Genomic DNA, 13,968 nt, shown 5'->3' with positions numbered 1-13,968 from the left:
ATCTAATTAGCGCTATTGCCTATACTTTAGCGGCATCCAATGCCTGTGCCAAGTCGGCAAGCAAATCGTCGATATGCTCGATACCCACGCTCAGGCGTACCATGTCGGGGCTGACGCCTGCTGCGGCGAGTTCTGCATCGTCAAGCTGACGGTGAGTCGTTGTAGCAGGATGGGTAGCCAGCGATTTGGCATCGCCGATATTCACCAAACGCAGGAAGAGTTGCAGCGCGTCAATGAACTTCGCGCCGGCTTCACGACCGCCTTTAATACCGAAACTCAGCAAACCTGAGGCTTTTCCGCCGTAGTCTCGGTCAATCAAGGCTTTATACGGACTGTCGGGCAGGGCAGGATAGTTCACCCATTCGACCTGCGGATGTTTCTTTAAGAATTCGGCTACTTTTAGGGCGTTTTCGCAATGACGTTCCATACGCAGGGCAAGGGTTTCCAAACCTTGAAGCAGTAAAAATGCGCTGTGCGGAGACAGGGCGGCACCGGTGTTACGCAATGGAACGACACGGGCACGGGCGATATAGGCTGCCGCACCAAAATGTTCGCAGTAGTTTATGCCGTGGTAAGACGGATCAGGCTGATTGAAGGTTTTTTCAAAACGCGGATTGCCTGCCCATTGGAATTTGCCACCGTCGATAATGGCACCGCCAATCGTTGTGCCGTGACCGCCGATGTATTTGGTCAGGGATTGGATAACGATGTCGGCGCCATGCTCGATGGGGCGGAACAATGTGGGAGTAGCGACTGTGTTGTCCACCATCAGTGGCAGCCCTTGAGCGTGCGCGGCTTGGGCGAATGCTGGAATATCAACGACATTGATGGCGGGATTGCCGATAGATTCGCAATACACCAGTTTGGTACGGCTGTCGGTATTGGCGGCGATTTCTTCGGGTTTGGCCGGATCGATAAAGCGTACTTCTATGCCTTGGCGCGGCAGGCTGTGGGCAAAGAAATTGTATGTGCCGCCGTAGAGGGTTTTGGTTGCAATGATGTTGTCGCCTGCTTCAACCAAGGTTTGAACGGCATAGGTAATTGCAGCCATACCGCTGGCGACAGCCAATGCGGCGATACCGCCTTCCAAACGGGCAACGCGTTCTTCCAAAACGGCAGTGGTCGGATTCATGATACGGGTGTAGATATTGCCCGCTACATCAAGGTTGAACAAGTCTGCGCCGTGTTGCGTGTTGTCGAAAGTGTAGGAAGTGGTTTGGTAAATAGGGACGGCAGCGGATTTGGTAGTCGGTTCGGATTGATAGCCTGCATGCAGGGCAATGGTTTCCCGTTTCATTTAAATATCCTTGTAGCGATTAAATAATGATAAATGGAGGCCAGTAGTAACGGATTTGAAGGGCAAACTTTACATAACGGAAAAAGTCCAGGATGCAGCAGCATACGGCCTTTCCTACAAGAAAGATTACCCTGAGCGACACGCAACTGACCCAAGAAGAACGATACCACATTCAAGACCTGTCCTGCCACCACACCATCATCGAATGACACCCCATCACAATACCGTTTACCGCGACCTTCTCCAAGATAAAAGCAACGGCGGTACTCTGTGGCAATATCTCGAAATATGCAGCAAACCCTACCGCAAACGATACGGCGGCACACAGACCTGAAGCAAAATGCACAATTGCGTCGGCATAGGAAAAGCCCAGCATGGTTGAGAGAAAATTCCGCATTGGTGATGGGTAGGCTGATGCCATTGACGGCAAAGATTAGAAAAGCGGAGACCTTCGCAAAAGTCCCCCAAGTCTCTAAATGTCTGGGTAGGGCTTTAGGAATTTGGGGGAATTTTAAAAGGTATTAGGCCGTCTGAAACTGCGTCATAGAAAGTTTCAGACGGCCTTTACGGGATTCTTTGGATTTGAAAATAAAAAAAGACTTGAATCATCAAGTCTCGCATTTCATTTTCACTAGATAAAAAAATATCAAGAATGGCGGAAGCGGTGAGATTCGAACTCACGGAGGGCTATCAACCCTCGACGGTTTTCAAGACCGTTGCATTAAACCGCTCTGCCACGCTTCCGTTCTTGAAGCCGTAATATTAATAGAACTTACGGCCTTTGCCAAGTGGTATTTTAGGGAAAATATCTAGTATTTTGTTTTTATTTAGATTGTTTTTCACGCATGAATACCCATTCGGCTTCGTTTGAAGCTGCTTCATTAAATGAATAGCCCTCGTAGTCGAAATTTTTGAGCATTTCAGGCTCGGTAATGCCGTGTTCTGCCGCGTAGCGCACCATCAAACCGCGCGCACGTTTGGCGTAGAAGCTGATGATTTTGTATTTGCCGTTTTTCTCGTCTTTAAAAATCGGCGTAATCAGGCGTGCGTTGAGTTTTTTGGTGTTGACGGATTTGAAATATTCTTGTGAGGCGAGGTTGATTAAAACATCGCTGCCGGCCTGCTTCAGTGTTTGGTTGAGCAGGTCGGTAATTTTATCGCCCCAAAATTCGTAGAGGTTTTTACCGCGCGAGTTGGCAAAGGCCGTGCCCATTTCCAAGCGGTAGGGCTGCATCAAGTCGAGCGGGCGCAGTACGCCGTATAGGCCGGAGAGCAGGCGGACGTGTTGTTGCAGGTAGTCGATTTGCTCCGGTTTGAGCGTATCGGCGGCGATGCCTTCATAGACGTCGCCGTTGAACATAAATACGGCCTGCTTGGCGTTTTCAGGTGTAAACGGCGTGTGCCATACGGCATTGCGTTCGGCGTTGAGCAGAGCGATTTTGTCGGAAACGTGCATCAGCTCGGCGATTTGTTGGGGGGCAAGCTGGCGCAATTCCTGCATCAGGATTTCCGCTTCGGGCAGAAGGTCGGGCTGGGTAAAGCTGCTGACGGGGGAGGGGTCTTTTTCGTTGAGGTTTTTGGCTGGGGATAAGACAAAAAACATAATGATTTCGGCTTTGAAATGAATAATGTGTGGGATTGTAGGTTTAAAATCGAGGAAGAACAAGACGGGCTAAACGCATTAATTGAATGCTTTTATTGAAACGTATTTCTGTTGAAAGTAAAATTCGAAGCTTCCACCTGTTTCTGACATTTCTACTTGAGGAGAATATCATGTCTAAAACCATTATCCATACCGACAAAGCCCCTGCCGCAATTGGCGCATACAGCCAAGCAGTCCGCGCAGGCGATACGGTTTATATGAGCGGTCAGATTCCTTTGGATCCGGCTACGATGACTGTGGTCGGCAATGGCGACTTCCGCGCCGAAGCAGTGCAAGTATTTAAAAACCTGCAAGCCGTAGCCGAAGCGGCCGGCGGTTCTTTGAACGATATCGTCAAACTCAATGCTTATTTGACCGATTTGGCTAACTTTGCCGTGTTCAATGAAGTGATGGCTGAATTTATCGAGCAACCTTTTCCTGCGCGTGCGGCGGTTGGCGTGGCCAGCCTGCCTAAAGGCGTCCAGGTTGAAGCGGAAGCAGTATTGGTTTTAAACGCATAATTGATGTTTCAGACGGCCTGGGCTGGGCTTGAGGCCGTCTGAAAAGAATAACAACGGAAAACAATAATAATGGCACATTACGCAATCGGAGACATTCAAGGCTGTTTTGACGAGCTGACTTTGTTGCTTGCCAAAATCGGCTTTAATCATGGTACGGACACCCTTTGGCTGGTCGGCGATATTGTCAATCGCGGCCCGAAGTCCTTGGAAACCCTGAAATTTGCCAAAGAGCATGACAGCAGCGTGCAAATGGTTTTGGGCAATCATGATTTACATCTTTTAGCAGTCGGTTGCGGTGAAGGAACGCTCAAGCGCAGTGATACGGTTGAGACGATTTTGACCCATCCCGATAGTCATGCCATGCTTGACTGGCTGCGTCATCAGCCGCTGTTGGTGCGCGGCGACAGGCATGTGATGGTGCATGCCGGCATTTTGCCGCAATGGTCGGTTGATAAAGCCGAAAGCCTTGCTCGTGAAGCTGAGGATGAATTGCAAGGTAAAAAGTACAGGAAATTTTTTGGCAAAATGTACGGCAACAAGCCGACCGAGTGGACAGACGATTTGACAGGCTATGAGCGTCTACGCATGATTATCAACGTCTTTACCCGTATGCGTGCGCTGACGTACAAAGGCGAATTGGATTACGAATATAAATCCACTTTGAAAAAAATGCCGCTTTACCTGCGCCCTTGGTTTAAAGCGCCTGATAGACAAAATTTGGATTATATTACCGTGTTTGGGCATTGGTCATCATTGGGCTACGTTAATACCGATCAGGTTATCGCTTTGGATACTGGCGCGTTGTGGGGCGGAGAGCTGACAGCGATCAATTTGGATACCAATGAAGTGATACAGGTACCGTCGTTGGGCGGATTGGATTGGAAAACGGCATTGAAATAGTTTGGATAAGATAAAAGGCCGTCTGAAATGTTTCAGACGGCCTTTTGTATTGGTTAATCCAAAGAAGGCAGGAGTTTGTCCGGATTCATAATGCCATAAGGGTCAAGCTGATTTTTGATGGCATGCATCAGAACGAGTTCGGCCTGTGTACGTACGCGGGGCAGCCAATGTTTTTTGATGATGCCTACGCCGTGTTCTGCGGCAATCGTACCGTGGCAGGCAAGGATGTTTTCATAAACAATGGTATTGACGGCGTCTTCGTATTGGTAGGCTTCGTTGCTCAATACGTTGGGCAGGAATGTATTGTAATGCAGGCTGCCGTCACCTAAATGTCCGAAGCAAACAATTTGTATGCCGGGAAAGCGGGTTTCCAAGGCAGGGGCGCATTGGCGGACAAAGGCGGCCACTTGGGCGATAGGGACGGCGATATCGTGTTTGATGCTGGTGCCGAGTTTGCGTTGGGAAGCAGAAATATTTTCACGCAAGGTCCATAAGTCGGAACGCTCTTGCTCGGATTGTGCCAAGATGCTGTTTTCCCATCCGTTTTGATAGAGAAATTCGGCAAGTTTTTCATCCAGTCCGGCATCGGGAACGGAATCTGCAAGTTCAATCAAAATATGCCATTCCGCGTCGGCAGGCTTTTTGAGTTGGCTGAATTCCGAGGATAAATCGAGGGCAAAGCGGCTGATCAGCTCGAAGCTGGTCAAGCGCTCGGCAAAATGGCCTTGTACCGCAGTCAAAAGCGAGACGGCGGATTCAATATCGTCTAAACCTACCCATGCTGTCGCTTTGGTTTTGGGCTGGGCAAAGAGTTTGAGTGTGGCGGCGGTAATAATGCCCAATGTTCCTTCGCTGCCGATAAAAAGATGGCGCAAATCGTAGCCGGTCGTGTTTTTGTGCAGGGGCTGAAGGTGGGAAACCAGTTCGCCGTTTGGTAAAACGACTTCCAAACCCAATACCAAATCACGCATGCTGCCGTAACGCAAGACATTCAAACCGCCGGCATTACAGGCGATATTGCCGCCGATTTGGCAAGAGCCTTCGCTGGCAAGGCTGAGCGGAAACAGTCGACCGGCTTCGGCTGCCGCCTTTTGAGCATTCTGCAAAATCACGCCTGCTTCAACCGTCATGCTGTTGTCGGCAAGGTTGATATCGCGGATGCGGTTGAGCTTGGAGAGATTGAGCAGTACACCTTTGGTGATTACCGTTGCGCCGCATAATCCGGTATTGCCGCCCTGCGGGGTGACGCGGATACGGTTCTCAAAGCAGAAACGCATGATTTTCTGCACGCTTTCGACAGAGTTCGGCTGTAAGACAATATCCGGCGAAGAAACAAAGCGGCGGCGTTGGTCGTTTAACAAGGCCGGAGTGGCTTCGATGATTTCAGAGGCGGAAAGAAACTCAGCAAAACGGTCGTGAAGGTGCATGGCAGTCAGGCGGAAAAGTCGGGAAGTGGAGTGTGAGGAATGTAAAAAAGCAGGATACGCAATGGTATCCTGCTTTTCTTATATTCAAAAGAATATTATTTAGCAGCTTCAGAAGCAGCAGAAGCAGCGGCTTCAGTAGCAGATGCAGCAGCTTCAGTAGCAGAAGCAGCAGCTTCAGTAGCTTCGGTAGCAGCAGAAGCGGTAGCTTCAGTAGCAGATGCAGCAGCTTCAGTAGCAGAAGCAGCGGCTTCGGAAGCAGCAGAAGCGGCAGAAGCAGCAGTTTCAGCAGCTTTATCAGCACCGCCACAAGCGGCCAAAGCTAAAGACAACAAAGCAGCAGCGAACAGAGATTTTTTCATTTTTAAGAACCTTTTTTAAATCGATTTAAACTAAAAATAGCCGTCAGACGGCCTATACAGTAGAAATTCATTGCTGAATTTTTCGATATTATGCCCCACGGGATAGGTCAATGCAACGTTGCGTAACCGTTTGTTGGCTAAAATCAATACGAAAATAGTGAAAATAATGTAAATCATATTGGCGCGCGAAAAATCATCTGAAAATATTCATTATTAATGAAGATTTTAAAAATAAATTGTATTCAATGAGTTGTGTATTTTTATTTGTTATAGGTTTTAAGGGTTTGGAATGTTTTTGCGTTTAGGGAAATTTTTGTAATTTAGCAACTTTGTGTTGTGAAAAAGCAACTTTTATGGATTGGAATCATTCAATTTTGTTTTTTTATATGGACTTTTTCGGTTTTGTTGTATTCGCCAAAAGGATTTGTTTAAGGTAAACCGATTGTTTAGTTACAGCTGTGATAGAATAGCCTGAACTTGACTTTATAAATATTGATTAAGGACGACATGATGTCTATTGTTAAAAATTCCGTAGTTTCCCTGCATTATGAAATGTACGATGCCAACAACCAGTTGTTGGACAAAACCGAAGAGCCGATTGCTTACTTGCATGGGGGTTATGACGGTATTTTCCCTTTGGTGGAAGAAGCGTTGCACGGCAAAAATGTAGGCGATACCGTCGAAGTGGCTTTGTCGCCCGATGATGCTTTCGGCGAACAAGATCCTGAGCTGGTGCGCATTGAAGATGTCAGCGTGTTCCCTGTTGAAGTTGAAGTCGGCATGATGTTTGAAGCCGATGATCCGGAAACCGGCGATGTATTGATTTATCGTGTAACCGATGTTGCCGACGGCAAAGCCGTGGTGGACGGCAACCATCCTTTGGCCGGTATGAAAGTATTGTTCAAAGCGACTGTTGAGGGCGTGCGCGATGCGACTGAGGAAGAAATTGCCCACGGTCACGTACACGGTCCGCACGGTCATCACCACCACTAATCAGGCTTGAAGCATGATAAAGGCCGTCTGAAAAGGAATGAAACCTTCCTTTTCAGACGGCCTTTAAGTTTTTACAAGACAGATAAATAGGAAATTTTGGCTCAGGTCAAATCAAGCGGGGAAATATGGATTTTGTTAGAGACTACAATGAATTACATATCACGGTGCGACAAAATCTGTATTAAGATTCAGATATTGGTAAAACAGGCAGAATGCAATGAGTGAAACATTGGAGCAGCAGGCTGTAGAGGCCGGTATTGATTTAGGCTACCACGACATCAACGGTACATATCATGCGACCAAACCTGAAGTTTTGGAATCGATCGTTGCTGTTTTGGACAAAAGCAAACCGGATTCAGACGGCCTTTATCTGAATACGATGGTTGCGCATGAAAACGGCGAAGAATCTTTACAGATGCCGTCTGAATTTCATGGTGCGGAAGCGGTCGTATTGATTGATGAGGCGAATGAGTGCCAGACCTTGACTTTGTATCCGGGCGACAACGATACGCTTTGGATTAAGCTGCCCCAACTGGCTTGCGGTTATTACACCTTGTCGGCCGAGACCGGTGGCAAATGTTGCCTTGTACGCCTGATTGTTGCGCCTGAATCGGTTTATCAGCCTAAACTGCTTGCCAATGGCGGACGGATGAATGGTTTAACCATGCATTTGTACAGCCTGCGTTCTGAGCGCAACTGGGGCATAGGCGACTTTACTGATTTGCTGAACCTGATGAAATATGCGGCGGAAAAAAAGCTGGATTTTGTCGGTATCAACCCTTTGCACGCCTTGTTTACCAGCAAGCCTGCCTTTGCCAGCCCGTATAGCCCTTCTTCGCGCGAATGGCTCAATCTGATTTATTTGGATGTTGAGAAAGTCGGTGCGTTCACTTATAACGAGCAACTGAAAAACTGGCTGGCACAACCGAAAATCCGTCAGCGCATCGCTGCTTTGCGTATCACGGAAACGGTGACTTATACCGCGGTTTGGGCGTGCAAGCGTGATGCGCTGCACATGGCGTTTAACGCGTTTGAACAGGATACTTGCGAGGCTGCAGAAAATGAACGCGCTGCATTTGAAGCGTTTGTATTAGAAAAAGGCAAAGCTTTGCAGGGCTTCGGTTTGTTTGAGGCTTTGGACCAGTATTACAGCCGACCCGGGCAAGTAGGTTGGCAGTCATGGCCGTCTGAATTTCATCAGCCTGATGGCGAAGCGGTAGAAAAATTCGCGCGCAGCCATGAACGTGAAATCCGTTTTTATATGTGGCTGCAATGGCTTTGTGCGGAGCAGTTGCGCGAAGTCAACCAAGCCGCTGTCGAATACGGTGTCAAACTCGGCATTTACGGCGATTTGGCAGTCGGCGTGGCGCGCGGCAGCGCGGATACTTGGTTAAACCGCCAAGATTATTGTATGGATTTGTCAGTCGGCGCGCCGCCCGATCCTTTGGGGCCGACAGGGCAGAATTGGGATTTGCCGCCGCTTAATCCGTTGATGTTGAAGCATACGGGCTATGAAAAATTTGCCCATCTGTTGCGCGAAAACATGCGCCTGTATGGCGTATTGCGGATCGACCATGTAATGGCATTGTGTCGTTTGTGGTGGGTGTTAAACGGTAAAACAGCGGATTTCGGCGCATATGTGCATTACGATGCCGAAGTGATGTTTGCTATTTTGGCATTAGAAAGCCGGCGCAACCGCTGCGTCATCATCGGCGAAGATTTGGGGACGGTACCCGATCAAGCCCGCCATCTGCTCAACCGCTATCAGGTGTTCTCTTACAAAGTAATGTATTTCAGCAAGGGCTGGAACGGTTTCCAATTGCCGGAAGAATACCCCGAGCAGGCGATTACGGTCATCAGCACCCACGATGTTGCGCCTTTGGCAGGCTATTGGACAGGCAAAGATTTGGATACGATGTTCAAACTCGGTACTCTGCCCGATGCAGCCGCTTTTCAGACAGCCTTGGACGAGCGCGAACACGATAAAGCCGATTTGCTGGATAAATTGAAAGAAACCGGCTGTCTGGGTGCAGACGTACAAATGCCGGCAAAAGCCGATGAAACCTTGCTGGAGGCTTTGCATAAATACGGCGCATTGAGCCGCAGCAAGCTTTACGCCGTACAACTGGAAAACCTGCTGGGCGTCATTGACAATCTGAATGTCCCGGGTGTAACCGAAGGCTATCCGAACTGGGCGCAAAAAATGCCGGTTTCTTTGGAAGATTTCCTACAACACCGCCTCATGGGCGGCCAACTTGCCATTATTGACGAGGTACGCATGAAAACAAACAGCCAAATCAAGACTTATCATGAACTTGACCAAATCGAGCGCGATACGGTCGAAAGCCTGTTTCTTGCCACCCATAGCGATGTGTTCGCTTATCTGGGACGACACCGCCTTGCAGAGGGCGATGAAGTGGTACGCGTTTTGATTCCCGGTGCAGTAAGCGTGGATATCGTGAACCGCCGCAGCGGCGAACTCATTGTGCCGTCTGAAAAAATTGATGAACGCGGTTTCTTTGTGGCCGTCTTGCCCGATGATGCGCCCGATTACGCTTTGCGTATCCGTTACACCGAAGACACTGAGCCTGTGATTGAAGAAGACCCTTATCATTTCAGCTCTGCGTTGCAAGACATGGATTCCTGGCTGTTGGCCGAAGGCAAACACCTGCGTCCTTATGAGACTTTAGGCGCGCATTTTGCCGAGTTGGACGGCGTGAAGGGCGTACGCTTTGCCGTCTGGGCGCCAAATGCGCAACGCGTTTCCGTTATCGGCGAGTTCAACAACTGGGACGGCCGCCGCCATGTGATGCGTTTCCACCGCGACAACGGCATTTGGGACATCTTCATCCCTGCCGTCAAACTCAACGCCCTCTACAAATTTGAAATCCGCGATGCCAACGGTAATGTACGTGAAAAAGCCGACCCGTATGCTTTCGGTGCGGAACTGCGCCCGACCACGGCATCTATCGTGCGCGGTTTGCCTGACGAAGTGGAAGAACCGGCCTTCCGCGCCCGCGCCAATGCCATTGATGCGCCGATCAGCATTTATGAAGTGCATTTGGGTTCGTGGAAGCGCAATCCGGAAAACAATTACTGGCTGACTTACGAACAGCTCGCCAAAGAGCTGGTGGCATACGTCAAAGACATGGGCTTTACCCATATCGAGTTTTTGCCTGTTTCCGAATATCCGTTTGACGGCTCATGGGGCTATCAGGCAACCGGTTTGTATGCGCCGACCAGCCGTTTCGGTTCGCCGGAAGAATTGCGCGCATTGATTAAAGCCGCGCACGACGAAGGCATCAGCGTTATCCTCGACTGGGTGGTCGGCCACTTCCCGACCGATGATCACGGCCTGGCCAAGTTTGACGGCACCGCGCTGTACGAACACGCCGATCCGCGCGAAGGCTACCATCAAGACTGGAACACCCTGATTTACAACTTCGGCAGAAATGAAGTGAAAAACTTCCTGCAAGGCAGCGCCCTGTATTGGATAGAACGTTTCGGTTTCGACGGTATCCGCGTTGACGCGGTTGCTTCGATGATTTACCGCAACTACTCGCGCAAAGACGGCGAGTGGATTCCGAACCAATACGGCGGCCATGAAAACCTTGAAGCCATCGCTTTCCTGCGCGATACCAACACCATGTTGAAAGAAGAAGTTCCGGCTGCGACCGAAATTGCCGAAGAATCTACTTCATTCGCCAATGTAACCCGTCAAGAAGGTTTGAACTTCAGCTTCAAATGGAATATGGGCTGGATGAATGATACTTTACGTTACATGATGGAAGACCCTATCAACCGCAAATACCATCACAACAAAATGACTTTCGGCATGATGTACCAGTACAGCGAAAACTTTGTTCTGCCGCTTTCACACGATGAAGTCGTGCACGGCAAACGTTCGTTGCTCGGACGTATGCCCGGCGACTGCTGGCAGCAATTTGCCAACCTGCGCGCCTACTACGGCTTTATGTACGGTTTCCCTGGCAAAAAACTCTTGTTTATGGGCAGCGAGTTTGCACAAGGCCGCGAGTGGAACTACAACGAAGGACTGGATTGGTTCCTGCTGGAGCAAGAGGGCGGCTGGCACAAAGGCGTGCAAGACTTTGTGCGCGAATTGAACCATGTCTATAAAGACACCGCACCGCTTTACCAATTGGACCAATGGCCTGAAGGCTTTGAGTGGTTGGTTGCCGATGACGGCAATAATTCCGTATTTGTCTTCGAGAGACGCGACCGCGAAGGCAACCGCGTTATCGTCATCAGCAACTTCACGCCAGTAGTACGCGAAGGCTACCGCTTCGGCGTGAATTCTGCCGGCGAATACCGCGAAATTCTCAATTCAGACGACCTGCATTACAAAGGCAGCGGCGTTTCTGCCGGTGCAACGGTGGAGACAGAAGAAGTTTGGTCGCATGGTAAACCAAATTCCCTGTCTGTGACCGTACCGCCGTTGGCAACCGTTTACCTGTATCAGGCGGCAGTCAAAGAAGAAGCGTAAATCAACTTTGAGGGTGGGCATCCTGCCTGCCCAATCAGCTGAAAATTAAAAGATAGTGACATCAATATGACTCAAGGCCGTCTGAAAGGTTTTCAGACGGCCTTATATTGGACACGAAACCAAATACATACCAAGGAATCATTCTATGTCTGCCAAATCATGGCATATCGAGGAAGGCAAGCCTTATCCCATGGGCGCAACCCTGACAAGCAAGGGCGCGAATTTCACCTTGTTTTCCATCAATGCCGAAAAGGTCGAATTGTGTCTGTTTGATAAGGATAAAGAAACCCGTTTGGAGATGCCTTCGCGGCGCGGTTCGGTATTTTACGGATTTGTGCCGGATGTTAAGGCGGGGCAGCGATACGGTTTCCGCGTGTATGGACGTGAAAACGCAGAATACGGCTCATGTTTCAATCCCAACAAATTGCTGATTGATCCGTATTCCAAAAAAATTGACGGCAAACCAAGCTACCGTAACGCCGAAGAAATGGCATGGTTCAGGCCGGAAGATGAACGCGACAATGCCGCCGTTGCGCCGAAAAGCATCGTGGTCGGACGCAGCCGATTCAATTGGGCCAAAGATTGCCGTCCGGAAATACCGTGGGGCAAAACCGTTATTTATGAAGCTCATGTCAAAGGGTTGACCAAGCAATTCCCCGATTTGAAGTACGCAGGCACTTATAAAGCCTTGTGCGATAAACGGGTTTTGGCCTATTTACAAGAATTGGGGGTAACGACGGTCGAGCTGCTGCCGATTCATTTTCATCTGGATGAATACCATCTTCAGCAAATGGGCTTGAGCAATTATTGGGGCTACAACACTTATTCCCATTTTGCCGTCGAGCCGTCTTATGCCGACAATCCCGAACGTGCGGCGGCAGAATTTAAACAAGCGGTCAAAGCACTGCATCAGGCAGGTTTGGAAGTGATTTTGGATGTCGTGTACAACCACACGGCCGAGCAGGACGACAAAGGCCCGATGCTGTGTCAGCGCGGTATCGACAACACCTTATGGTATTGGCACACCCCTTACGGCAATTATGAAAACTGGTCGGGTTGCGGCAATACGCTCAATATTGTCCGGCGTGACGTTACCCGTTGGGCGGCAGACAGCCTGCGCTATTGGGCGGAAGAGTTTCATGTCGACGGCTTCCGTTTCGACTTGGGAACCGTATTGGGACGCGAGCCCGATTTCCAATCGTATGGCCGTTTTTTCCAAGTCTTGTATCAAGACCCGGTTTTGGCCGGTTTGAAGCTGATTGTCGAAGCATGGGACATCGGCGAGGGTGGCTATCACTTGGGTAATTTCCCTCAACCTTTTGCCGAATGGAACGGCCGTTTCCGCGATGATATGCGCGCGTTTTGGTCGTGGGAAAGCGGCAATTTGGGCGCATTTGCCGAACGTTTGGCCGGGTCGTCCGATATTTTCAACCACAGCGGCCGCCACCCGTCCGCCAGCATTAACTTCATCACTGCACACGACGGCTTCACTCTGCGCGATTTGGTCAGCTATAACGAAAAACACAACGAAGCCAACGGCGAAAACAACCGCGACGGGCATAATGAAAACATCAGCTACAACCACGGCGTAGAAGGCGAAACCGATGATGAAGAGGTGTTGCTCAACCGCGAATACACCTCCAAAGCGCTGCTTGCCTCCTTGTTTTTATCCAACGGTACGCCCATGCTTTTGGCAGGCGATGAGTTCGGCAACAGTCAGCAAGGCAACAACAACAGCTACTGCCAAGATAATCCGATTACATGGTTGGATTGGCAAAATGAGCCTCATGAGTTGCAAAATTACACTCAAGCGCTGATACGCGTACGCAGCCGAATCAAGCTGCTGACAGATGATTGCTGGTGGGAAAAAGAGCGTGTGCAATGGCTCAATGCCGACGGTAGCCCGATGACCGAATATTGTTGGCACAACAGGGGCAGCAAGGCGATTCAGGTTGTTTTGGATGATGAATGGCTGCTGTTGGTCAATGCCAAACGTAGTCGTCAGTTATTTAACCTGCCTCAAGGCAATTGGGAAATTTCTTGCGTACCATCTGGGAAATTTAATTACGAAGAGGCTGGGAAATGTGTTGTCGAACACATGGGGATTTGGGTTTTACATAAAACGAATTAAATGAAAACTAAGCCGTTATATTGTTAACTCTTTGATATTTTGTCTGTATCCGTTAGGCCGAAGCTTGCATGGCATAAATGGAAATGCCGATGAGATGATGAGTGGTTTAATTTGTAATTAAATGTTTTATAAAGAAAAAATAATACGGAGTTGAATCCTTCAGGTATAATCCGTATCAAACCTGAAACAAACCT

Annotated in this window: 9 protein-coding genes, 1 tRNA gene and 1 pseudogene; 6 read left to right on the top strand and 5 right to left on the bottom strand. The window is 49.2% G+C overall.

What is annotated here, in order from left to right:
* Positions 1–19 precede the first annotated feature (19 nt).
* Complete coding sequence (locus BBP27_RS05440) at positions 20–1,297, bottom strand: O-acetylhomoserine aminocarboxypropyltransferase/cysteine synthase family protein (protein WP_188212376.1); 1,278 nt, start codon at positions 1,295–1,297, stop codon at positions 20–22.
* A 196-nt stretch (positions 1,298–1,493) separates the two neighbouring features.
* Here BBP27_RS05440 and BBP27_RS05435 point away from each other — a divergent pair.
* A pseudogene (locus BBP27_RS05435) lies at positions 1,494–1,701 on the top strand (IS30 family transposase); the annotation flags it as partial.
* Between the two features lie 249 nt (positions 1,702–1,950).
* On the opposite strand, the gene BBP27_RS05430 reads toward BBP27_RS05435, so the two are convergent.
* Positions 1,951–2,041: transfer RNA gene (locus BBP27_RS05430), tRNA-Ser, on the bottom strand.
* A gap of 79 nt (positions 2,042–2,120) precedes the next feature.
* Positions 2,121–2,900: a peroxide stress protein YaaA gene (gene yaaA / locus BBP27_RS05425; RefSeq protein ID WP_188212377.1), complete on the bottom strand. Its 780-nt coding sequence runs from the start codon at positions 2,898–2,900 to the stop codon at positions 2,121–2,123.
* 170 nt (positions 2,901–3,070) lie between these two features.
* Between yaaA and ridA the strand changes: the two genes are divergently transcribed.
* Together ridA and BBP27_RS05415 are read left to right on the top strand one after the other, a co-directional pair.
* Complete coding sequence (gene ridA, locus BBP27_RS05420) at positions 3,071–3,460, top strand: deaminase RidA (RefSeq protein ID WP_003746001.1); 390 nt, start codon at positions 3,071–3,073, stop codon at positions 3,458–3,460.
* Positions 3,461–3,529: 69 nt separating this feature from the next.
* The gene (locus tag BBP27_RS05415) at positions 3,530–4,360 is read left to right on the top strand and encodes a symmetrical bis(5'-nucleosyl)-tetraphosphatase (protein ID WP_188212378.1); all 831 of its coding nucleotides are present in this window, start codon (positions 3,530–3,532) and stop codon (positions 4,358–4,360) included.
* 53 nt (positions 4,361–4,413) lie between these two features.
* Here BBP27_RS05415 and BBP27_RS05410 read toward each other — a convergent pair whose 3' ends face one another.
* Positions 4,414–5,787, bottom strand: coding sequence for an FAD-binding oxidoreductase (locus BBP27_RS05410; protein ID WP_188212379.1), 1,374 nt, complete (start codon positions 5,785–5,787; stop codon positions 4,414–4,416).
* Between the two features lie 95 nt (positions 5,788–5,882).
* A complete protein-coding gene (locus BBP27_RS05405) occupies positions 5,883–6,146 on the bottom strand; it encodes a hypothetical protein (protein ID WP_049333183.1) in 264 nt (87 codons plus the stop codon).
* Positions 6,147–6,656: 510 nt separating this feature from the next.
* Here BBP27_RS05405 and BBP27_RS05400 point away from each other — a divergent pair.
* From BBP27_RS05400 to glgX, 3 genes are all read left to right on the top strand, one after another.
* On the top strand, positions 6,657–7,139 hold the full coding sequence (locus BBP27_RS05400; protein ID WP_003683125.1) for an FKBP-type peptidyl-prolyl cis-trans isomerase: 483 nt from the start codon (positions 6,657–6,659) through the stop codon (positions 7,137–7,139).
* Between the two features lie 217 nt (positions 7,140–7,356).
* A complete protein-coding gene (glgB, locus tag BBP27_RS05395; RefSeq protein ID WP_188212380.1) occupies positions 7,357–11,643 on the top strand; it encodes a 1,4-alpha-glucan branching protein GlgB in 4,287 nt (1,428 codons plus the stop codon).
* Positions 11,644–11,788: 145 nt separating this feature from the next.
* Positions 11,789–13,774: a glycogen debranching protein GlgX gene (gene glgX, locus BBP27_RS05390; RefSeq protein ID WP_188212381.1), complete on the top strand. Its 1,986-nt coding sequence runs from the start codon at positions 11,789–11,791 to the stop codon at positions 13,772–13,774.
* The last annotated feature ends 194 nt before the right edge of the window (positions 13,775–13,968 follow it).

The organism is Neisseria sp. RH3002v2g (genome assembly GCF_014596425.2).
Taxonomy (GTDB): Bacteria; Pseudomonadota; Gammaproteobacteria; order Burkholderiales; family Neisseriaceae; genus Neisseria.
The sequence above is the reverse complement of the archived record's forward strand: the minus strand, read 5'-3'. Positions and strand labels throughout refer to the sequence as shown.

Coding starts and splice junctions, on each gene's coding strand:
- BBP27_RS05405 (WP_049333183.1), bottom strand. CDS start 6,146: ATGAAAAAATCTCTGTTCGCTGCTGCTTTGTTGTCTTTAGCTTTGGCC.
- BBP27_RS05440 (WP_188212376.1), bottom strand. CDS start 1,297: ATGAAACGGGAAACCATTGCCCTGCATGCAGGCTATCAATCCGAACCG.
- glgB (WP_188212380.1), top strand. CDS start 7,357: ATGAGTGAAACATTGGAGCAGCAGGCTGTAGAGGCCGGTATTGATTTA.
- yaaA (WP_188212377.1), bottom strand. CDS start 2,900: ATGTTTTTTGTCTTATCCCCAGCCAAAAACCTCAACGAAAAAGACCCC.
- BBP27_RS05415 (WP_188212378.1), top strand. CDS start 3,530: ATGGCACATTACGCAATCGGAGACATTCAAGGCTGTTTTGACGAGCTG.
- ridA (WP_003746001.1), top strand. CDS start 3,071: ATGTCTAAAACCATTATCCATACCGACAAAGCCCCTGCCGCAATTGGC.
- BBP27_RS05400 (WP_003683125.1), top strand. CDS start 6,657: ATGTCTATTGTTAAAAATTCCGTAGTTTCCCTGCATTATGAAATGTAC.
- glgX (WP_188212381.1), top strand. CDS start 11,789: ATGTCTGCCAAATCATGGCATATCGAGGAAGGCAAGCCTTATCCCATG.
- BBP27_RS05410 (WP_188212379.1), bottom strand. CDS start 5,787: ATGCACCTTCACGACCGTTTTGCTGAGTTTCTTTCCGCCTCTGAAATC.